Below are 20,316 nucleotides of genomic sequence, written 5' to 3'. Positions count from 1 at the left end.
AGCCGGGAGTTTGGAGTAGGTTATTCCCACTCTTGCAGGAAACGCTGACCGTACTGGTCGGCTACCAGCAGAGCGGCGTAAACCTGATCTGGCGTCGCGCCGCCAGGCATGTTGTGAATGGTTTCACCTTCTGCACATGCCGCTTCTGCCACAATTCGCATTTTCGCCGGGACATCTTCTTTAATATCCAGTTGAGCGAGAGTTATTGGCAAACCTACCGCATGGCTAAGGGCAGCTACGGTTTCGATTTCCTCCACCGGCGCATTTTCCAGAACCAGCTGCGTCAGCGTACCGAATGCCACTTTTTCACCGTGATAATAGTGATGCGCGTCCGGGATAGCGGTCAGGCCGTTATGCACTGCGTGCGCCGCAGCCAGACCACCACTTTCAAAACCAACACCGCTCAAATAGGTGTTCGCTTCAATCACGCGCTCCAGCGCCGGAGTCACTACATGCTGTTCGGCAGCAAGCATCGCTTTTTCGCCTTCTTCCAGCAGGGTGTTGTAGCACAGTTCAGCCAGTGCCAGCGCAGCCTGGGTGCACTTGCCGCCCGCCATGGTGGTCGCGCCGCTACGAGAGCAGGCACGCGCTTCAAACCAGGTTGCCAGCGCATCGCCGATACCCGCCGCTAACAGACGTGCAGGTGCGCCAGCGACGATTTTGGTGTCGACAATGACCATATTCGGGTTATTTGGCAACAGCAGATAGCGGTCAAACTCACCCTCATCGGTGTAGATAACAGACAATGCGCTGCACGGTGCATCGGTAGAGGCGATAGTCGGTGCGATCGCTACCGGAACACCCATGAAATGTGCCAGTGCTTTGGCAGTATCGAGGGTTTTTCCGCCACCGATACCGAGAATTGCGCCACACTGCGCAGTCTCCGCGATGCCACGCAGACGGTCGATCTCATTTTGCGAACATTCACCGCCAAACGGCGCAATTTCTACTACCAGTCCAGCATCTTTAAAGCTTTTCTCGACAGTGGATTGAGCAAAACCTAAAACAAATTTGTCACCCACCACTAACCAGCGTTCTGCCAGCGGCTTCAGGTATTCGCCCAGACGATTAATCACATCAGCGCCCTGGATGTATTTACCCGGTGATTGAATAATGCGGTCCATAATTGCTCCTTTAGAGATGAGTAGTGCCAAATGCGGCATTCCAGTCGTGTTCGAACTTCTCTATAGCTGACTCTACCGCAGGGGTGTTGAGCATTTGTTGCGCTACATCTAAGGGCAGGGTGATGGATTCACATCCTGCCAGTAAACAGTCCAGCGCCTGACGCGGCGTTTTAAAGCTGGCTGCCAGCACCATGCTTTCTGGCGCGTGCATTTCTAACAGCGTTTGCAGCTCCTGAACCGTACGAATGCCGTCTCCGCCCTGGGCATCTACGCGGTTAACATACGGAGCAACGTATTTTGCCCCTGCCAGTGCGGCTAATAACCCTTGTGCGGCGCTATATACAGCAGTGCCAAGTGTAGTAATACCCTCTTTTTTCAGTATTTTAATTGCTGCCAGACCTTCGGAAGTCACCGGGATTTTCACCACAATACCCGGAATAGCGTCGCGCAGGCGCTTCGCTTCTTCCACCATCCCCTGCGCGTCGCGGCTCATGGTCTGAGCAAACAGAATGCCCTCATCACCAATCGCTTTTTGCAGACGCGGCAGCACTTCCCATATGGACTCCTTGCTGGCAGCGATAATGCTCGGGTTAGTTGTCACCCCGGCAATGGGGAATATGCGTGCCAGACGTTCGACTTCTGCGACGTTAGCGGTGTCCAGATACAGTTCCATGATGTTTCCTTTTACAGTTCCAGTTCATGTTGCAGCAGGCTGGCGATAGCGTCGGCAGAGGCGGCGTTAACCAGCGCGTTACGGAATTCTTCGTGCATGATGCGGCGAGCGAGGCGCGAGAAAATGCGCATATGCTGATCGCCCGCAGCGTGTTTGTTCAGGGTTAACATAATGATGAATTGCGCTTCATCATCGCCCCAGCGCACCGGCGCTTGCAGACGCGCCACGCTGATGGTGGATTGCTCAATGTGTTCTGATTTGCTGTGTGGAATGGCAAAACTAAAGCCCAGACCGGTAGAGAAAACGGCCTCGCGCGCCCACAAGTCGGCTTCCAGTTTACGCGGATAGCGGCAGCGGCCCGCCAGCAGCAGGTTATCGGTCATGCCTTTGAGCACTTCTTCTTTGCTGCGCCAGTCGCTTTCCAGTGTGATGCACTCGGCGGTGACCAGCGGTGCGTCTTGTTGGGTCATGCGGAATTGCGCCAGCAGGTGTTCTACTTCCAGCGAAGTACGGCAGGCCATTGCCTGGTTGAGCAACTTGCGGCACTCACGGCTATCAAGTTGCGCCATCCGAGCTTTCGCCGCCGGAATTGATGGTGCGCTCATGCTGAGTTCATCCAGCCCTAAGCCGACCAGCAACGGCAGCACGGAACCTTTCGCTCCCAGCTCACCGCACAGACCAATCCATTTGCCCTGGCGATGCACCGCTTGCACGGCGTAATCGAGCGCCCGCAAGAATGCCGGATTCAGGCTGTTGTAGTGACGAGTAACCTTAGCGTTATCGCGATCCACCGCCAGCAGATACTGCGTCAGGTCATTACTACCAATACTAAAGAAATCAATCTCTTCGCAGCATTGATCGATGATGAACATCACCGACGGCACTTCCAGCATGATGCCGAGCTGGATTTTCTCATCAAACGGAATGTGTTCGTTACGTAGTTGCTGTTTGGCTTCCGCCAGTTTTTCTTTCACCCATAAGATCTCTTCCATTGAGGAGATCATCGGGATCATGATTTTCAGGCTGCCGTGAGCGGAGGCGCGGAGGATCGACCGTAGCTGCGTGGTAAACAACGACGCGTACTCTTCATAAATACGCACGGCGCGATAACCGAGGAACGGGTTTGCCTCTGCGGGAATGTTCAGATAATCAACGGGTTTGTCGCCGCCAATGTCCATAGTGCGCACAATAATGCTGCGTCCGTTGGCGGATTCCAGCGCCTGACAAAAAATGTTGTACAACTCGCTTTCGCCCGGTGCGCTGGTGCGATCCATATAGAGCATTTCAGTGCGGAACAAACCAACGCCTTCCGCACCATTGCCGAATGCGGCCTGCGCTTCCACGGAGTGAGCGATGTTAGCGGCAATTTCAATGCGGATACCGTCAGCGGTACGGGCTTGTTGGGTCAGCCAGACACGCTGTTGCTCACGCAGGGCGTCCTGTACGCGGGCTTCTTGCTGATAATAACGAGCTACGGCTTCCCCTGGCTCAACCACAATCGCCCCGGCGTTGCCGTCGATATAAATCGTTTGTTGCTGCCACGGAGTAAGGGCATCAATATCCACACCAACCAGCGTTGGAATGTTGAACGAACGGGCAAGGATCACCGTATGTGAGGTGGTGCCGCCGCTTTTGAGCAACAATCCTTTGAGGTGATTTTTATCCAGTTCGAGGAACTGGCTGGGGGTCAGTTCATCAGCCATACAAATGGCGGGCTGCGTCAGTTTGCCCGGTGCCGGGAAGCGTTGCTCACCGTAGATTTGCTGGAGTAACTGGAAGCAGACGTCGCGTACGTCCAGGGCACGTTCTTGCAGGTAGCTGCTGCTGGAACGGGAAAACTCTTCGCAAAAGTGATTCGCGCTGGCAACAATTGCTTCGGCGCAGCTTAATCCGGCGCTGACGCCTGCCAGTAAATGTTCGCGCAGGGAAGTATCGCCAGCCAGGGATCGGTGAGCTTCCAGAATCGCGCTGGTAGCACCGTCGCTATCCAGCAGACGAAACTCAATGTTTTTCAGTACCAGCGTCAGGCCGTTTTCCAGTGCGGATTGCTCGGCGTCAACGCCTTTGGCTGCGGGAAGATTACCCAGCGCATTGAGATCTAAAGAAGAGATCGGCGTCAGAATGCCGCCTGCACTACCGCTGCACACGGTGCGGGCGCGGATAATTTGCGGATTCAGATTGGTCAGTGAAACCGGCAGTGGTTCCAGTTCGTCAGATTTAACTTCCGCCAGCGGCGCATCGCAGTGGGGGAATTCATCGCGCAGCCATTGGCTTAAACGCTGGTGCGCTTCCTGTTCGTCGGCCCCGGAAATCAGTAACTGGCAGTTATCGCCCGCCAGCGTATCGGTGCCAATCAGCGCAAGGGCGCTTTTGGCGTTGCCCTTGCGGTCAGTGCGCAGGTTATGCCACTCAATTTGTGATGAAAAAGTATTACACAGCGTTTCAACGTGGCTTGCCGGACGCGCATGTACGCCGTTAGGTAGCTCACAAATAAATTCCACAATCAGGGCCATTGCCTCTCTCCCGGTACGGTTTTCTGTTTACAGGATAAGAGCGCACGGCAACGGCCTGCCATGTGACAAATCTGCCAAAAGCTGGACAAATGTAATGTAACCGTCAATTTGCGACGCGTCTCACAAGACGCTGTTTTGCGGCATGCTTCCGGTTTATCGCAAGTTATGAGGCGGATCGCATTTTTGTACTGATATTACAAAAGTCCAGTAAATGGCCTTTTTATCCACTGTTTGCTCCGCCTGCGATTGCCTATTGTTTCCTCCATCAAAAATATGGACATGGGCTTTCGCAAGCCCGGGAGCAGCTTATGAATGAGTTGGTGCAGATCCTGAAAAATACCCGTCAGCATTTAATGACGGGCGTTTCACACATGATTCCCTTCGTGGTATCGGGCGGTATTTTGCTGGCGGTTTCCGTCATGTTGTATGGCAAAGGCGCAGTGCCGGATGCCGTAGCCGATCCAAATCTGAAAAAACTGTTTGATATCGGCGTTGCGGGCTTGACGCTGATGGTGCCTTTCCTCGCAGCGTACATCGGTTATTCCATTGCAGAGCGTTCTGCGCTGGCTCCGTGCGCTATCGGTGCCTGGGTTGGTAACAGCTTTGGTGCGGGCTTCTTTGGTGCACTGATCGCCGGGATTATCGGCGGCATCGTGGTGCATTACCTGAAGAAAATTCCGGTGCATAAAGTTCTGCGCTCGGTGATGCCTATCTTCATTATTCCTATCGTCGGCACACTGATTACCGCAGGCATCATGATGTGGGGCTTGGGCGAGCCTGTAGGGGCGTTGACCAACAGCCTGACTCAGTGGCTTCAGGGGATGCAGCAGGGCAGCATTGTTATGCTGGCGGTGATCATGGGTCTGATGCTGGCGTTCGATATGGGCGGTCCGGTTAACAAAGTGGCCTATGCCTTCATGCTGATTTGCGTTGCTCAGGGTGTTTATACCGTGGTGGCCATCGCTGCCGTGGGTATTTGTATCCCGCCGCTGGGGATGGGGCTGGCGACGCTGATTGGTCGTAAAAATTTCTCCGCAGAAGAGCGCGAAACCGGCAAAGCGGCACTGGTGATGGGCTGTGTTGGCGTTACTGAAGGGGCGATTCCTTTCGCCGCTGCCGATCCGCTGCGTGTCATTCCTTCCATCATGGTCGGTTCAGTTTGTGGTGCAGTAACTGCGGCGCTGGTCGGTGCGCAGTGCTATGCAGGCTGGGGTGGTCTGATTGTGCTGCCGGTGGTTGAAGGCAAGCTGGGTTATATCGCAGCAGTGGCTGTCGGAGCAGTGGTGACGGCTGTTTGTGTGAACGTGCTGAAAAGTCTGGCGCGTAAAAATGGGTCTTCGACTGATGAAAAAGAAGACGACCTGGATTTGGATTTTGAAATTAATTAATTGAGGAACGAGCCATGACGAAAATTATTGCAGTAACCGCATGTCCTTCAGGTGTTGCCCATACCTATATGGCAGCAGAGGCGCTGGAAAGTGCCGCGAAAGCGAAAGGCTGGGAAGTGAAAGTAGAAACCCAGGGGTCAATTGGTCTGGAAAATGAACTGACTGCGGAAGATGTGGCGAGCGCTGATATGGTGATTCTGACCAAAGATATCGGCATCAAGTTTGAAGAGCGTTTTGCTGGCAAGACCATCGTGCGCGTCAACATCAGCGATGCAGTAAAACGTGCTGACGCCATTATGAGCAAAATTGAAGCTCACCTGGCGCAAACCGCTTAAGTTCTTCTCCCGCTCGCAAGGGCGGGTTCGCTTTCCCACAGGAGTTCCTCATGACGAATCGTATCTCTCGCCTCAAAACTGCACTGTTTGCCAATACCCGTGAAATCTCGCTGGAGCGGGCGCTGCTTTATACCGCCAGCCATCGGCAAACCGAAGGCGAACCGGTGATATTGCGCCGGGCGAAAGCAACAGCGTATATCCTTGAACATGTTGAAATTTCGATTCGTGATGAAGAACTGATTGCCGGTAACCGCACCGTAAAACCGCGCGCCGGGATTATGTCGCCGGAAATGGACCCTTACTGGCTGCTGAAAGAGCTGGATCAATTCCCGACGCGTCCGCAGGACCGCTTTGCTATCAGCGAAGAAGATAAACGTATCTACCGTGAAGAGTTGTTCCCGTACTGGGAAAAACGTTCGATGAAAGATTTCATCAACGGGCAGATGACAGATGAAGTAAAAGCCGCGACCAACACGCAGATTTTCAGCATCAACCAGACGGATAAAGGCCAGGGGCACATTATTATTGATTACCCACGCCTGTTGAATCACGGGCTGGGTGAGCTGGTGGCACAGATGCAGCAACATTGTCAGCAACAGCCGGAGAATCACTTTTATCAGGCCGCGTTGTTACTGCTGGAAGCCTCGCAGAAACACATTTTGCGTTACGCCGAACTGGCGGAAACGATGGCGGCAAACTGCACAGATGCCCAGCGTCGCGAAGAGCTGCTGACTATTGCAGAGATCTCCCGCCATAACGCGCAACATAAGCCGCAGACGTTCTGGCAGGCGTGCCAGTTATTCTGGTACATGAACATCATTCTGCAATACGAATCCAACGCCAGTTCGCTATCGTTGGGGCGCTTCGACCAGTATATGTTGCCGTTCTATCAGACATCATTAACCCAGGGCGAAGATGCGGCGTTCCTGAAAGAACTGCTCGAATCTTTATGGGTGAAATGCAACGACATCGTGCTGTTGCGCTCCACCAGTAGCGCGCGTTATTTCGCCGGTTTCCCGACCGGCTATACCGCACTGCTCGGCGGGTTAACCGAGAACGGACGTAGCGCGGTGAACGTGCTTTCGTTCCTTTGCCTTGACGCCTATCAAAGCGTGCAATTACCGCAACCGAACCTCGGCGTGCGCACTAACGCCTTGATCGACACGCCGTTCCTGATGAAAACCGCCGAAACCATTCGCTTCGGTACCGGTATTCCGCAAATCTTTAACGATGAAGTGGTGGTGCCAGCGTTCCTCAACCGTGGCGTTTCGCTGGAAGATGCGCGCGACTATTCCGTAGTGGGCTGTGTGGAATTATCTATTCCCGGCAGAACCTACGGCTTGCATGACATCGCGATGTTTAATCTGCTGAAAGTGATGGAAATCTGCCTGCATGAAAATGAAGGCAATGCTGCGCTGACTTATGAAGGTTTACTGGAGCAGATCCGCGCCAAGATCAGCCACTACATCACCCTGATGGTTGAGGGCAGCAATATTTGTGATATCGGCCATCGCGACTGGGCACCTGTACCGCTGCTCTCATCGTTTATCAGCGATTGTCTGGAAAAAGGCCGCGATATTACCGATGGCGGCGCGCGTTATAACTTCTCCGGCGTACAGGGGATCGGTATCGCCAACCTGAGCGATTCTCTCCATGCGTTGAAAGGGATGGTTTTTGAGCAACAGCGTTTAAGTTTTGACGAATTGCTGTCGGTATTAAAAGCCAACTTCGCAACGCCAGAAGGCGAAAAAGTCCGCGCTCGCTTAATTAACCGCTTCGAGAAATACGGTAACGATATCGACGAGGTGGATAACATCAGCGCCGAACTGTTGCGCCACTACTGCAAAGAAGTGGAAAAATACCAGAACCCGCGCGGCGGCTACTTCACGCCGGGATCGTATACCGTTTCTGCTCACGTCCCGTTGGGATCGGTGGTTGGCGCGACGCCAGACGGTCGTTTTGCCGGAGAACAGCTGGCAGACGGCGGCTTGTCACCCATGCTGGGCCAGGACGCACAAGGGCCAACAGCGGTACTGAAGTCAGTCAGTAAGCTCGATAACACGCTGCTGTCTAACGGTACGTTGCTGAACGTGAAATTCACTCCGGCGACCCTGGAAGGTGAAGCAGGATTACGCAAACTGGCCGACTTCTTACGGGCGTTTACCCAGCTTAAGTTACAACATATTCAGTTTAACGTGGTGAACGCCGACACGTTGCGGGAAGCGCAACAGCGCCCACAAGATTATGCCGGGCTGGTGGTGCGCGTTGCCGGATACAGCGCCTTCTTTGTCGAACTGTCGAAGGAGATCCAGGATGACATCATCCGCCGGACAGCGCATCAGCTGTAACGTTGTGGAAACGCGCCGCGATGATGTGGCGCGCATTTTCAACATTCAGCGTTATTCACTGAATGACGGCGAGGGCATTCGTACGGTGGTCTTTTTTAAAGGCTGTCCGCATCTTTGCCCGTGGTGTGCTAATCCGGAGTCGATCTCCGGCAAAATCCAGACGGTACGCAGAGAGGCGAAATGTCTGCACTGTGCGAAATGTTTGCGTGATGCGGATGAATGCCCCTCCGGGGCGTTTGAACGGATTGGTCGCGATATCAGCCTTGACGCTCTGGAACGGGAAGTGATGAAAGATGACATTTTCTTTCGCACGTCCGGCGGCGGCGTCACGCTTTCTGGCGGCGAAGTGTTAATGCAGGCGGAGTTTGCTACCCGTTTTTTACAGCGACTGCGGCTGTGGGGTGTGTCATGCGCCATTGAAACTGCCGGAGACGCACCAGCCAGCAAGCTATTACCGCTGGCGAAATTGTGCGATGAAGTGTTGTTCGATTTAAAAATTATGGACGCGACTCAGGCGCGGGATGTGGTGAAGATGAACCTGCCACGCGTGCTGGAGAATCTGCGTTTGCTGGTGAGTGAGGGCGTCAACGTGATCCCGCGTTTACCGCTGATCCCTGGTTTCACGCTCAGCCGGGAGAATATGCAGCAGGCGCTGGATGTACTGATCCCGCTGAATATCAGGCAGATCCATCTGTTACCGTTTCATCAGTACGGCGAACCGAAATACCGCCTGCTGGGGAAAACATGGTCGATGAAAGAGGTGCCTGCGCCGTCGTCAGCTGATGTGGCAACGATGCGCGAAATGGCAGAACGGGCCGGACTTCAGGTTACCGTGGGAGGTTAAAATGGCATACCTGGTGGCAGTAACCGCCTGCGTAAGCGGCGTGGCGCATACTTATATGGCGGCGGAACGGCTGGAAAAGTTGTGCCTGTTAGAGAAGTGGGGAGTCAGCATTGAAACTCAGGGCGCGCTGGGAACGGAGAATCGTTTAGCGGATGAGGATATCCGCCGGGCGGATGTTGCTCTGTTGATTACGGATATCGAGCTTGCCGGTGCCGAGCGATTTGAACATTGCCGCTATGTGCAATGCAGCATCTACGCATTCCTGCGTGAGCCGCAGCGGGTAATGAGCGCGGTGCGCAAAGTGCTTTCTGCGCCGCAGCAAACCCATCTTATTCTGGAGTAGTCGGTTTTTCTGTCAGTTGGCTGTGGTACTGCCGGCGATATTCCGACGGCGAGCGTTCGGTGTTTTTACGAAACAGACGGCAGAAGTAGTTGCTGTCGACAAAGCCGCAGGCGTGCGCCACTTCTTTTACCTTCAGGTCATAGCCTTTCAATAACGTCTTAGCGTGCTCCAGTCGCGTGTGATTCAGGTATTCGTTAAAACCAATGGCCCCCGTTTTTTGAAACAGGTGCGAGAGGTAATTTGGCGAAATATAAAACGCCTGTGCAACAGATTCGCGGGTAAGCGCGGAGGCATAGCGTTCGTCGATATAATCGCGAATAGCTTCAAATAGTGCCTGGCTGCGTGAGGCGGTCTGGATTTGGCTGCCAAGCAAATCGCGGCAGTGGCTAAGCAGGCTGGCGACGATAAGCCTTGCCGTTTGCTGCTCCTGCGGCTGCATTTGCATTTCATTGAGCGTTTGTAGCAGAAAAGAACCTATGCGTGGGCCGCGTCGGGCGACGTGTTGCTTCGCCAGATTTTGATATTGTTTGCCATCCCATTGCACGACGCTGAAGCCGAGTTGCTGTTTGCCAAACAGCACGCTAAAGGTAGTAGCGGGGGCTTGCCATTGTGGAAAATTCCAGCCACCAGCAGGAACGTACAGCACATCGCCGGGAACTAACGTTGCTCCAGCGCCGGTATCAACAAACTCACCTTCCAGCACAATTTCCAGCCGTGGAAAATCGACCTGATACGCAAGATCGGGCACCGGGCCGTTACTGCTGGCAAAGTAAATCTGGCGCAGGGACAGCGGGCCGTTGATCAGGCGGGAGAGCAGATAGCTGACGTCGTGATACATGTTATTCCCTTAGGTATGTAGACGGGAAAACAGTAACTGGCATTATTAAAAAAGGCCACCTGAAAAGTGTGGCCTGAGGGGAGTTCGATGTAAACATTGCGGCAGTTGTATTGCCGGATGTGGCGTAAACGCCTTATCCAGCCTACCGCCGCGATCTGTAGGCCGGATAAGACGCGTCAAGCGTCGCATCCGGCAAATAGCGCCTGGCTGATAATTACTGATTACCCACCTGATCGCCATAGGGCAGTGTGTCGTAATCGATCAGTGCGTTTTTCTTATACGGGTTACCAATCCAGCGGGTAGTTTCTTTGAACTGCGGATTCACCACTGAACGGGTTGGATCGTAACCGTCGTAAGATAAGCCCGCCAAATCTGACCAGGTGTGGATCAGTTCCGCCAGGCTGTATTTACGATCAACATCCTGCGAGAAATCACGGGGATGAGTCGCTTGCCATTTTTCTGACGTCCACAGCAGGAACGGAATGGTGTACATATGACGCGTCGGGTTGTCCTCATTACGCCCCTGAGTTTTGTGCGGCGGCGTGTCGTAAACCTCTTCACCGTGGTCAGAGAAATAAACCAGGAAACCGTTCGGGTTTGCTGCTTTAAAGTCTTTAATCAGGCTGGCAACCACATGATCGTTATACAGGTTAGCGTTGTCATAATCGTTATATGACTCCAGCTCTTCCGCGTTTAATCCCGGCGGAACATGATCGGTATTGCCATCAAACTTGCCCTGATTTTCCGGGTAGCGGTATTTGTATTTGATATGCGTACCCAGCAGATGAACAATGATCAGTTTCTTCGGCGCAGGGTCATTCAGCACTTCCTGGAACGGCTTCAGCACGTTGGTGTCGTATTCACGCGCACTCTGCGTACGTTGCTGGTTCATGTAGTACTGCTTGTCGGTCTGGCGCGAAAATACCGTCAGCATGGTATTGCGGGCGGTCATCGTCTGCTGGTTGGTGATCCAGAAGGTTTTATAACCCGCCTGTTTCATCATGTTCATCAGCGACGGCTGCGTCAGATACAGATCCGGGTTCTTTTCATTGGCAAAGGTCAGCGCCTGTTGCAGGATTTCAATGGTGTACGGACGAGACGTAACTACGTTATTAAACACGGTCAGATTCGGATCGGTTTTATGCAGCGCATCCAGCTCCGGCGTGGTTTCACGCGGATAACCGTACAGACTCATGCGTCCGCGCTGGGTCGACTCGCCAATCACCAGCACTAAAGTGCGCGGTTCGTTACCCGATTCATCTTTGAAATTAGCCAGTGGCGGCAAGGCATTATTTTCATTCAGTAACTTTGTTAGCGAGTTTAGTTGCTGACGATACTGATAATAGCCGGTCAGGAATTGCCACGGTGCGGCAGGCTCCATACGCGAGGCCAGGTTATCCAACGTTTTCTCAAACGGCTTGTTTTTGATAAACGTATTCATGGCGATCGGATGCAGAATCAAGCCATAAAGCAGGGCAAAAGAGACAACATAACGCCACGGCTTTGGAATATAGACCGGGCGCAGGCGTGTCCACAGCAGAACTGCCACCGCCGTATAGGCCAGCGCGATAAGCACAATTTTCAGGCTGAAATACTGGCTTAAATACTCGCTGGCTTCGTTGGTGTTGGTTTCGAACATCACAAACAGAACGCTCTGCGAGAACTCCTGACCGTAGATGACGTAGTAGCACAGCGCCGCCAGAGAGGCCGCCCATAGCACCACGCCGATTACTGCGGCAATAATTTTAATCCGCTTCGGAAAGAGGAATACCGGGATCAACCACAGCGAACTGAATAACAGCGAGTCGCGAATGCCGTTAGTGCCACTATAACCACTGATGTAAATAATGGCCTGTAGCAGAGTAGAGAAAAACCAAAAGTAGAGCAGTGCCCAACCCAGGGCTTTCCAGCTAAAAAGAGGTTTAGCCTGGACTTCTGTGGAATGCATAGTAAGAACCTGTCTTGAAAAAATATCGCCGAATGTAACGACAATTCCTTAAGGATATCTGAAGGTATATTCAGAATTTGAATAAAATGCAGACAGAAATATATTGAAAACGAGGGTGTTAGAACAGAAGTATTTCAGAAAACCCTCGCGCAAAAGCACGAGGGTTTGCAGAAGAGGAAGATTAGCCGGTATTACGCATACCTGCCGCAATCCCGGCAATAGTGACCATTAACGCTTGTTCGACGCGAGGATCCGGTTCCTGGCCTTCTTTTTCTGCCTGGCGGGAGCGGTGCAGCAACTCGGCCTGCAATACGTTCAGCGGGTCGGTGTAAATATTCCGTAGCTGAATAGACTCTGCAATCCACGGCAGATCGGCCATCAGATGGGAATCGTTGGCAATCGCCAGCACCACTTTGATGTCTTCTTCTTGCAGGTTGCGTAACTCTTTACCTAACGGCCACAGTGCTTTGTCTACCAGGCGTTGGTCATAGTATTCCGCCAGCCACAGGTCTGCTTTGGCGAAGACCATCTCCAGCATGCCGAGACGCGTCGAGAAGAATGGCCAATCGCGGCACATAGCCTCCAGCTCGCTCTGTTTGCCGTCTTCGACCACTTTTTGCAGCGCCGTACCTGCACCCAGCCAGGCGGGGAGCATCAGACGGTTTTGCGTCCAGGCGAAGATCCACGGAATGGCGCGTAGTGACTCGACGCCGCCGGTTGGGCGACGTTTCGCCGGACGTGAACCCAACGGCAGTTTGCCCAGTTCTTGTTCCGGCGTAGCGGAGCGGAAGTAAGGCACAAAATCTTTGTTTTCACGTACGTAGCCGCGGTAGACATCGCAGGAGATGACTGACAGTTCATCCATAATGCGACGCCAGCTCTCTTTCGGCTCCGGCGGTGGCAGCAGGTTGGCTTCCAGAATCGCCCCGGTATAAAGCGACAGGCTGCTGACGGTGATTTCTGGCAGACCATATTTAAAGCGGATCATCTCGCCCTGTTCGGTTACGCGCAGGCCGCCTTTCAGGCTTCCTGGCGGTTGTGACAGCAGCGCCGCATGAGCAGGTGCGCCGCCGCGACCAATGGAACCGCCGCGACCGTGGAACAACGTCAGCTCAATACCCGCTTTTTCGCAGGTTTTGATTAATGCATCCTGTGCCTGATATTGCGCCCAGGAAGCTGCCATCACTCCCGCATCTTTTGCTGAGTCGGAATAGCCAATCATCACCATCTGTTTGCCCTGAATCAGGCCACGATACCAGTCAATATTGAGCAGCTGGGTCATGACATCGTTGGCGTTGTTCAGATCATCGAGGGTTTCAAACAGCGGAGCAACCGGCATCGCAAACCCGATACCCGCTTCTTTCAGCAGCAGGTGGACAGCCAGTACGTCGGACGGCGTTTTCGCCATCGAGATCACGTAGGCGGCAATGGAGCCTTGCGGTGCTTCGGCAATCACCTGGCAGGTATCGAGCACTTCGCGCGTTTCGGCGCTTGGTTGCCAGTTGCGCGGCAGAAGCGGACGTTTGGAGTTCAGTTCGCGGATCAGGAACGCCTGTTTGTCGGCCTCTGACCAGCTTTCGTAGTCGCCGATACCGAGGTAGCGGGTCAGCTCGCCCAGCGCTTCGGTATGACGCGTGCTCTCCTGACGGATATCAATACGGACCAGCGGTACGCCGAAACATTTCACGCGGCGCAGGGTGTCGAGCAGATCGCCGTTGGCGATAATACCCATGCCACACGCCTGAAGTGACTGGTAGCAAGCGTAGAGCGGTTCCCACAGTTCTTCGTTTTGTGTCAGCAGGCCTTCTGGTTTTGGCAGTTCTTCGCCTTTCAGGCGCGCTTCCAGCCATGCCTGTGTCGCCATCAGGCGAGAACGCAGGTTTTTCATCAGATAGCGATACGGTTCTGCGGCACCTTCTTCGCCAACCAGCGCCAGCAGTTCAGGGGTCGCTTCAACCATCGACAGTTCAGAAACCAGCACCTGAATATCTTTCAGGAACAAATCGGTGGCTTTCCAGCGGCTGAGTAGCAGGACGTGGCGGGTGATATCGGCAGTGACGTTCGGGTTGCCGTCGCGGTCGCCGCCCATCCACGAAGTAAAACGGACCGGAACAAATTCGACGGGCAGTTTGTAGCCGAGGTTCTCTTCCAGTTGTTCGTTCAGTTCGCGCAGGTAATTTGGTACGCCTTGCCACAGGCTGTTTTCCACTACGGCAAAGCCCCATTTGGCTTCATCTACCGGGCTTGGACGCAGCTTACGGATTTCATCGGTATGCCATGACTGGGCGATCAACTGGCGCAGGCGACGCATCAGCTGGTTGTGTTCGTAGTCAGCGATATCTTTGTTATCGAGCTGTTTTAAACAGGCGTTCACTTCCACCATTTTGTGGATCAGTGTACGACGGGTAATTTCGGTTGGGTGAGCCGTGAGGACCAGTTCCAGCGACAGCGATTCCACTGCTTTTTTGATGGTGTCTTCGCTCAGTTCCGGCTGGTTTTTCAGTTTACGCAGGGTGCGGGCGATCACTTCCGGGTTGCTGGCAGCTTCGCCTTTCGGCGAAATGCTGTGGTATTGCTCGGCGGTGTTGGCCAGGTTCAGGAACTGACTAAACGCACGCGCAACGGGCAGCAGCTCGTCGTTCGACAAATTTTGTAAGGTGGTGAGCAACTCCTGGCGGTTAGCATCATTGCCAGCGCGTGAAGATTTCGACAACTTACGGATAGTTTCTACGCGTTCAAGAATGTGTTCTCCCAACGCATCCTTGATGGTTTCTCCCAGCACTTTGCCGAGCATACTGACATTACTACGCAATGCGGAATATTGTTCGTTCATATTACCCCAGACACCCCATCTTATCGTTTGATAGCCCTGTATCCTTCACGTCGCATTGGCGCGAATATGCTCGGGCTTTGCTTTTCGTCGTCTTTTATAAAGCCACGTAAAAGCGGTGACGTCAAATGCTGCGAAATCGCTTCAGCAAACGAATAAATAGCAGGAATTTACGTCATTAAATTCACGACGCTTTAAATAAGCGTAACTTATGGAAATGTTAAAAAATCGCCCCAAGTAACACCAAAGGTGTAGGTCGGATAAGATGCGCAAGTATCGCATCCGACATTATTGCGGCACTGGAGTTTGGCAACAGTGCCGGATGCGGCGCGAGCGCCTTATCCGGCCTACAGTTGGGCATCGTTTGAGTCACTGTCGGTCGGATAAGATGCGCAAGTATCGCATCCGACATTATTGCGGCACTGGAGTTTGGCAACAGTGCCGGATGCGGCGCGAGCGCCTTATCCGGCCTACGGTTGGGCATCGTTTGAGTCACTGTAGGTCGGATAAGATGCGCAAGCATCGCATCCGACATTATTGCGGCACTGGAGTTTGGCAACAGCGCCGGATGCGGCGCGAGCGCCTTATCCGGCCTACGTTTTAATGCCAGCAAAAATGGTGAATTACCTGGGTTATCAGTTCGCGGGTGGGCTTGATAAACCGTGTTTCCAGATATTCATCAGGTTGATGAGCCTGATTAATTGAGCCAGGCCCCAACACCAGCGTCGGGCATAACGTTTGAATAAACGGCGCTTCGGTACAGTAGTTCACCACTTCGGTTTTTGCTCCGAGCAATTTCTCAACCACTTCAACCAGTTGATGATTCGGTGGGCATTCATAGCCAGGGATCGGCGGATGCAGCTCGTCGACCGTCAGACGACCCGGCCAGCGTTCGCTCACCGGAGCCAATGCATCGTTGAGCAAACCATTAAGTTCATTGAGTGTCATGCCAGGCAGCGGACGAATATCCATATGCAACTCACAGCAAGCGCAAATACGGTTAGAAGCGTCGCCACCGTGAATATGCCCGAGGTTGAGCGTAGGGTATGGCACGGTAAACGCTTCGTAGTGATAACGTTCTTTCAGGTTATCGCGCAATTGCAAAATATGCCCGATGGCGTCGTGCATTAGTTCGATAGCGTTAACTCCGCGTGCTGGATCGCTGGAGTGCCCCGACTGGCCCTGAATACGGATGGCGTTAGAGATATGACCTTTATGTGCGCGTACCGGTTGTAGTGACGTCGGTTCGCCAATGATGGCGCAATCCGGGCGCAGGGCGGTAGTTTCGGCAAAATAACGCGCTCCGGCCATACTGGTTTCTTCATCAGCAGTCGCCAGAATGTAGAGCGGTTTTTTCAGTTTCGTGACGTCGACATCGCGTAGCGCATCAAGGATAAACGCAAAAAAGCCTTTCATGTCGGCGGTGCCTAAGCCGTAAAGCTTGCCGTCATGCTCCGTCAGTGTAAACGGATCGCGCGTCCAGCGACCGTCATCAAATGGCACCGTATCGGTATGCCCCGCCAGCAACAAGCCGCCAGCCCCCTGTCCGATACTTGCCAGCATATTGAATTTGTTGCGAGTTCCTGGAACAGGCTGCACTTCCACATTGAAGCCCAAATCTTTAAACCAGTCCGCCAGCAGAGTGATTAAATCTGCATTGCTTTGATCGAGTGCCTCTTCCGTGGCGCTTATTGAAGGTGTGGCAATCAGAGCGCGGTAAATCTCGATAAATGGCGGTAATTTGTTTTTCATTGTTGACACACCTCTGGTCATGATAGTATCAATATTCATGCAGTATTTATGAATAAAAATACACTAACGTTGAGCGTAATAAAACCCACCAGCCGTAAGGTGAATGTTTTACGTTTAACCTGGCAACCAGACATAAGAAGGTGAATAGCCCCGATGTTGAATACGCTGATTGTGGGTGCCAGCGGCTACGCTGGCGCAGAGCTAGTGACCTATGTAAATCGCCATCCGCATATGAACATAACCGCTTTGACTGTTTCAGCGCAAAGCAATGATGCGGGAAAGTTAATCTCCGATTTGCATCCGCAGCTAAAAGGCATCGTTGATCTGCCGTTGCAGCCGATGTCGGATATCAGCGAGTTTAGCCCAGGGGTGGACGTAGTGTTTCTCGCCACCGCCCATGAAGTTAGCCACGATTTAGCGCCGCAGTTTCTTGAAGCGGGCTGCGTGGTGTTCGACCTTTCCGGCGCGTTTCGTGTTAACGACGCCACCTTCTATGAAAAATATTACGGCTTTACCCATCAATACCCGGAACTGTTGGAACAGGCAGCCTACGGTCTGGCGGAGTGGTGCGGTAATAAATTAAAAGAAGCGAATTTGATTGCGGTGCCGGGCTGTTATCCGACGGCGGCACAGCTGGCGCTGAAACCGTTGATTGATGCCGATCTTCTTGACCTCAATCAGTGGCCGGTGATCAACGCCACCAGCGGCGTGAGCGGTGCAGGGCGTAAAGCGGCCATTTCAAACAGCTTTTGTGAAGTTAGCCTGCAACCGTATGGCGTCTTTACTCATCGCCATCAACCAGAGATCGCCACACACCTCGGTGCTGACGTTATCTTCACCCCACATCTGGGCAATTTCCCGCGCGGCATTCTCGAAACCATTACCTGCCGCCTGAAATCGGGTGTGACCCAGGCGCAAGTCGCGCAAGTGTTACAGCAGGCGTATGCCCATAAACCGCTGGTGCGGCTGTATGACAAAGGCGTTCCGGCGCTGAAAAATGTCGTTGGGCTGCCATTTTGCGATATCGGGTTTGCCGTTCAGGGCGAGCATCTGATTATTGTGGCGACCGAAGACAACTTACTGAAAGGCGCGGCGGCACAAGCGGTACAGTGCGCCAATATTCGTTTCGGCTATGCGGAAACGCAGTCTCTTATTTAAGGGTGCAATGATGAATCCATTAATTATCAAACTGGGCGGCGTACTGCTGGATAGTGAAGAGGCGCTGGAACGTCTGTTTAGCGCACTGGTGAATTATCGTGAGTCACATCAGCGTCCGCTGGTGATTGTGCACGGCGGCGGTTGCGTGGTGGATGAGCTGATGAAAGGGCTGAATCTGCCGGTGAAAAAGAAAAACGGCCTGCGGGTGACGCCTGCTGATCAGATAGACATTATCACCGGAGCACTGGCGGGAACGGCAAATAAAACCCTGTTGGCATGGGCGAAGAAACATCAGATTGCGGCCGTAGGTTTGTTTCTCGGTGACGGCGACAGCGTCAAAGTGACCCAGCTTGATGAAGAGTTAGGTCATGTTGGACTGGCGCAGCCAGGTTCGCCTAAGCTTATCAACTCCTTGCTGGAGAACGGTTATCTGCCGGTGGTCAGCTCCATTGGCGTAACAGACGAAGGGCAACTGATGAACGTCAATGCCGACCAGGCGGCAACGGCGCTGGCGGCAACGCTGGGCGCGGATCTGATTTTGCTCTCCGACGTCAGCGGCATTCTCGACGGCAAAGGGCAACGCATTGCCGAAATGACCGCCGCGAAAGCAGAACAACTGATTGAGCAGGGCATTATTACTGACGGCATGATAGTGAAAGTGAACGCGGCGCTGGATGCGGCCCGCACGCTGGGCCGTCCGGTAGATATCGCCTCCTGGCGTCATGCGGAGCAGCTTCCGGCACTGTTTAACGGTATGCCGATGGGTACGCGGATTTTAGCTTAAGTTTTGTTGGCCGGAGGCGCAGCTTTCCGGCATTGAATTTCAAAATAAGGAAACAGAGTTATGGCACTTTGGGGCGGGCGTTTTACCCAGGCAGCAGATCAACGGTTCAAACAATTCAACGACTCACTGCGCTTTGATTACCGTCTGGCGGAGCAGGATATTGTTGGCTCTGTGGCCTGGTCCAAAGCCCTGGTCACGGTAGGCGTGTTAACCGCAGAAGAGCAGGCGCAACTGGAAGAGGCGCTGAACGTGTTGCTGGAAGATGTTCGCGCCAGGCCACAACAAATCCTTGAAAGCGACGCCGAAGATATCCATAGCTGGGTGGAAGGCAAACTGATCGACAAAGTGGGCCAGTTAGGCAAAAAGCTGCATACCGGGCGTAGCCGTAATGATCAGGTAGCGACTGACCTGAAACTGTGGTGCAAAGATACCGTTAGCGAGTTACTGACGGCTAACCGGCAGCTGCAATCGGCGCTGGTGGAAACCGCACAAAACAATCAGGACGCGGTAATGCCAGGTTACACTCACCTGCAACGCGCCCAGCCGGTGACGTTCGCGCACTGGTGCCTGGCCTATGTTGAGATGCTGGCGCGTGATGAAAGCCGTTTGCAGGATGCGCTTAAGCGTCTGGATGTCAGCCCGCTAGGCTGTGGCGCGCTGGCGGGAACGGCCTATGAAATCGACCGTGAACAGTTAGCAGGCTGGCTGGGCTTTGCTTCGGCGACCCGTAACAGTCTCGACAGCGTTTCTGACCGTGACCATGTGTTGGAACTGCTTTCTGCTGCCGCTATCGGCATGGTGCATCTGTCGCGTTTTGCTGAAGATCTGATTTTCTTTAACACCGGCGAAGCGGGGTTTGTGGAGCTTTCTGACCGCGTGACTTCCGGTTCATCATTAATGCCGCAGAAGAAAAACCCGGATGCGCTGGAGCTGATTCGCGGTAAATGCGGCCGGGTGCAGGGGGCGTTAACCGGCATGATGATGACGCTGAAAGGTTTGCCGCTGGCTTACAACAAAGATATGCAGGAAGACAAAGAAGGTCTGTTCGACGCGCTCGATACCTGGCTGGACTGCCTGCATATGGCGGCGCTGGTGCTGGACGGCATTCAGGTGAAACGTCCACGTTGCCAGGAAGCGGCTCAGCAGGGTTACGCCAACGCCACCGAACTGGCGGATTATCTGGTGGCGAAAGGCGTACCGTTCCGCGAGGCGCACCATATTGTTGGTGAAGCGGTGGTGGAAGCCATTCGTCAGGGCAAACCGCTGGAAGATCTGCCGCTCAGTGAGTTGCAGAAATTCAGTCAGGTGATTGACGAAGATGTCTATCCGATTCTGTCGCTGCAATCGTGCCTCGACAAGCGTGCGGCAAAAGGCGGCGTCTCACCGCAGCAGGTGGCGCAGGCGATTGCTTTTGCGCAGGCTCGGTTAGGGTAAGAAC

General features: G+C 53.5%; 15 protein-coding genes. 8 read left to right on the top strand and 7 right to left on the bottom strand.

Going from position 1 to position 20,316, the window contains the following annotated elements; all coding sequences use genetic code 11:
• Nucleotides 1-20: 20 nt before the first annotated feature.
• The 3 genes from gldA to ptsP are packed head-to-tail and all read right to left on the bottom strand — an operon-like array spanning nucleotide 21 to nucleotide 4,310.
• Nucleotides 21-1,124: a bifunctional L-1,2-propanediol dehydrogenase/glycerol dehydrogenase gene (gldA, locus tag KXD89_RS21040; RefSeq protein ID WP_000374004.1), complete on the bottom strand. Its 1,104-nt coding sequence runs from the start codon at nucleotides 1,122-1,124 to the stop codon at nucleotides 21-23.
• Between the two features lie 10 nt (nucleotides 1,125-1,134).
• Nucleotides 1,135-1,797 carry a fructose-6-phosphate aldolase gene (fsa, locus tag KXD89_RS21035; RefSeq protein WP_000424840.1) on the bottom strand — a complete coding sequence of 221 codons (663 nt, stop codon included), beginning with the start codon at nucleotides 1,795-1,797 and terminating at the stop codon, nucleotides 1,135-1,137.
• Nucleotides 1,798-1,808: 11 nt separating this feature from the next.
• Nucleotides 1,809-4,310, bottom strand: coding sequence for a phosphoenolpyruvate--protein phosphotransferase (gene ptsP / locus KXD89_RS21030; RefSeq protein WP_001174077.1), 2,502 nt, complete (start codon nucleotides 4,308-4,310; stop codon nucleotides 1,809-1,811).
• A gap of 308 nt (nucleotides 4,311-4,618) precedes the next feature.
• Between ptsP and KXD89_RS21025 the strand changes: the two genes are divergently transcribed.
• From KXD89_RS21025 to KXD89_RS21005, 5 genes are read left to right on the top strand one after another with little or no spacing between them, the layout of a single operon-like run.
• Nucleotides 4,619-5,698 carry a PTS fructose transporter subunit EIIC gene (locus KXD89_RS21025; RefSeq protein ID WP_001004446.1) on the top strand — a complete coding sequence of 360 codons (1,080 nt, stop codon included), beginning with the start codon at nucleotides 4,619-4,621 and terminating at the stop codon, nucleotides 5,696-5,698.
• A 14-nt stretch (nucleotides 5,699-5,712) separates the two neighbouring features.
• On the top strand, nucleotides 5,713-6,033 hold the full coding sequence (locus KXD89_RS21020) for a PTS fructose-like transporter subunit IIB (RefSeq protein WP_000161265.1): 321 nt from the start codon (nucleotides 5,713-5,715) through the stop codon (nucleotides 6,031-6,033).
• 50 nt (nucleotides 6,034-6,083) lie between these two features.
• Nucleotides 6,084-8,381 carry a formate C-acetyltransferase gene (locus tag KXD89_RS21015; protein ID WP_000184811.1) on the top strand — a complete coding sequence of 766 codons (2,298 nt, stop codon included), beginning with the start codon at nucleotides 6,084-6,086 and terminating at the stop codon, nucleotides 8,379-8,381.
• Nucleotides 8,347-9,225, top strand: coding sequence for a [formate-C-acetyltransferase]-activating enzyme (locus KXD89_RS21010; RefSeq protein ID WP_000204105.1), 879 nt, complete (start codon nucleotides 8,347-8,349; stop codon nucleotides 9,223-9,225). The genes KXD89_RS21015 and KXD89_RS21010 overlap by 35 nt, the downstream gene beginning before the upstream one ends.
• A 1-nt stretch (nucleotide 9,226) precedes the next feature.
• The gene (locus KXD89_RS21005; protein WP_000323846.1) at nucleotides 9,227-9,568 is read left to right on the top strand and encodes a PTS fructose-like transporter subunit IIB; all 342 of its coding nucleotides are present in this window, start codon (nucleotides 9,227-9,229) and stop codon (nucleotides 9,566-9,568) included.
• On the opposite strand, the gene KXD89_RS21000 is transcribed toward KXD89_RS21005, so the two are convergent.
• The 4 genes from KXD89_RS21000 to argE form a co-directional block, all read right to left on the bottom strand.
• Nucleotides 9,555-10,406 carry an AraC family transcriptional regulator gene (locus KXD89_RS21000; protein ID WP_000274636.1) on the bottom strand — a complete coding sequence of 284 codons (852 nt, stop codon included), beginning with the start codon at nucleotides 10,404-10,406 and terminating at the stop codon, nucleotides 9,555-9,557. The genes KXD89_RS21005 and KXD89_RS21000 overlap by 14 nt on opposite strands.
• 214 nt (nucleotides 10,407-10,620) lie before the next feature.
• Nucleotides 10,621-12,354, bottom strand: a complete 1,734-nt coding sequence (locus tag KXD89_RS20995; protein WP_000556306.1) for a phosphoethanolamine transferase CptA — start codon at nucleotides 12,352-12,354, stop codon at nucleotides 10,621-10,623.
• 181 nt (nucleotides 12,355-12,535) lie between these two features.
• On the bottom strand, nucleotides 12,536-15,187 hold the full coding sequence (gene ppc, locus KXD89_RS20990; RefSeq protein WP_001005586.1) for a phosphoenolpyruvate carboxylase: 2,652 nt from the start codon (nucleotides 15,185-15,187) through the stop codon (nucleotides 12,536-12,538).
• 597 nt (nucleotides 15,188-15,784) lie between these two features.
• Nucleotides 15,785-16,936 (bottom strand): acetylornithine deacetylase, encoded by a 1,152-nt coding sequence (gene argE / locus KXD89_RS20985; protein WP_001298964.1) that lies wholly within the window; start codon nucleotides 16,934-16,936, stop codon nucleotides 15,785-15,787.
• A 153-nt stretch (nucleotides 16,937-17,089) separates the two neighbouring features.
• Here argE and argC point away from each other — a divergent pair, with 153 nt between their 5' ends.
• The 3 genes from argC to argH are packed head-to-tail and all read left to right on the top strand — an operon-like array spanning nucleotide 17,090 to nucleotide 20,312.
• Entirely contained in the window at nucleotides 17,090-18,094 is a 1,005-nt protein-coding gene (argC, locus tag KXD89_RS20980) for an N-acetyl-gamma-glutamyl-phosphate reductase (RefSeq protein ID WP_000935370.1), read from the top strand.
• A gap of 7 nt (nucleotides 18,095-18,101) precedes the next feature.
• A complete protein-coding gene (gene argB, locus KXD89_RS20975) occupies nucleotides 18,102-18,878 on the top strand; it encodes an acetylglutamate kinase (RefSeq protein ID WP_001302318.1) in 777 nt (258 codons plus the stop codon).
• A 60-nt stretch (nucleotides 18,879-18,938) separates the two neighbouring features.
• Nucleotides 18,939-20,312 carry an argininosuccinate lyase gene (gene argH / locus KXD89_RS20970; RefSeq protein ID WP_001230087.1) on the top strand — a complete coding sequence of 458 codons (1,374 nt, stop codon included), beginning with the start codon at nucleotides 18,939-18,941 and terminating at the stop codon, nucleotides 20,310-20,312.
• Nucleotides 20,313-20,316: the final 4 nt, after the last annotated feature.

The sequence above is a fragment of the Escherichia sp. TC-EC600-tetX4 genome (assembly GCF_019356055.1).
GTDB lineage: Bacteria > Pseudomonadota > Gammaproteobacteria > Enterobacterales > Enterobacteriaceae.
The sequence above is the reverse complement of the archived record's forward strand: the minus strand, read 5'-3'. Positions and strand labels throughout refer to the sequence as shown.